A 1,780-nucleotide genomic window follows, 5' to 3' on the forward strand; every position below is an offset into this window, starting at 1 on the left:
AAGCACATCCAGACACGAAAGCCGCCGTCCGGGGTCGGCGGCCATCGCCGCCAACAACCGCTGCAACCGCTCGACGAGCGCCTCGATGCCCTCCGGATCGAACACGCCGGTGTCGAACTCGACGCGAAGGCTCAATTCGCGGTCCGGCCGGGCCACCATCGCCAGGGGATAGTGGGTCGATTCTCGACCGCTGATCTCGGTGATGGCCAGCCCCTCGTTGCCGAACAGCGCGCCGGTGTCGATCGGGTAGTTCTCGTAGACGAACAGCGTGTCGAACAATCGCTCGTGTCCGGTGGCGCGATGAATCTCGTGCAGCGCCAAATGCTGGTGATCCAGCGTGCGGTTGTTGGCGCCGTGCAGCTGATCGAGCAGCCCGGCCGTGGTGGTCGCGGCGGTGACGCTGGCCCGCACCGGCACCGTGTTGATCAGCAAGCCCACCATCGTGTCCGCGCCGGATATCTCGGCCGGCCTACCCGAAACCGCGGTGCCGAACGCGACATCATGGTGGCCGGTCAACCACATCAGCACCTGCGCCCAGGCCGCCTGCAGCACGACGTTGACGGTGGTGTGCTGCGCGCGCGCCAGCTCGCCAACGCGGTGCGTGGTCTGCTCGGACACCCGAAATGAACTAGAGCCCTTGGGACTTGGCTCTGCCGGGCCGGGCGGGCCCACCAGCGTCGGGGTATCAAAACCGGCCAGCACCTCGGCCCAGGCCGCGCGGGCGGCATCGACGTCTCGTTTGTCCAACCAGGTAAACAAGCTGCGATACGGGGCGGCGGCCGGTAGCCGCCGCCCGTAGTAGCTGGCGAATATCTCTTGCGCGAGGATCGGCAGCGACCAGCCGTCGAGGACGATGTGGTGATTGGTCAGCACAAAGCGATGCAGATCCGGTGCGATGCGGATCAAAGCCGCTCGGAAGGCCGGCGGGTCGGTGAGGTCGCAGACCGCCGCGCGCTCGGCGGCACACAGGTGTTGGATTTGTTCATCGGTCTCTTGGTGGTCGGTGAGGTCGAGCCACTGCCACGGAGTGTCGGGGTCGGCGGGGATGATTTGCACGGGCGCGTCGTAGTCGTCGCAGAACCGCGCGACGAGGTTGGGGTGGCGGGCGACGACGGTTTCCACGGCTTGGTGGAGGCGGTCGCGGTCGAGCGGACCGTTCAAGGTGAGGTCCAGCTGCATCGCGTACAGGTCGCCATCGACGGTGCTGCGGGCATGGAAGAGCAGCCCCTGCTGCAGCGGAGTCAGCGGCAGGATATCGGCGATGCGGTGGTGACGCTCCAGCTCGTCGATCTGCTGCTGGCTGAGCCGGGCGGGGGCGATATCCGACGGCGTCAACCCGCCGCCACCACGTTCGACGTGGGCGCAGATGCCGGCCAGCGCATCACACCACAGCTGGCTGAGCCGGCTGATCCCCGCATCGTCAAGTGCCGAGCACGCCCACGTCCAGGTGGCGTCCAGCCGCGGGCCGGTATTGGTGTCGACGACGGCGGCGGTGAGTTCCACGGTGTGCGCCAGCCGCATGGGCACCGCCGCGGCGGCGGTGGCGAGCGACATGCCGTCGGGATCGATCCGCCACAGATCCGTCGCCATTTCGGACGAGGCCGCACCGAGGCGCCCGAGGTAGTTGAAACCGATCGCCGGATCGGATGCGGCCAAACCGATCTCGGGGTTGAGGTAGCGCAGCAGACCGTACGTCAGACCGTCGGGCAGGGCGCGCAGTTGTTCCTTGATGTCTTTGACAACCGCCCCGAGTGCGGCATCGCCTACGGTCAGCGCCACC

Annotated in this window: 1 protein-coding gene; it reads right to left on the minus strand. The window is 67.5% G+C overall.

Features of this window, described 5'->3' with window-relative positions; translation table 11 throughout:
• Positions 1–1,780 (minus strand): condensation domain-containing protein (locus AC5Y6X_RS24305; protein WP_499989696.1); only part of this gene is annotated, 1,780 nt, incomplete at both ends.

The organism is Mycobacterium sp. NGS26 (assembly GCF_059813025.1).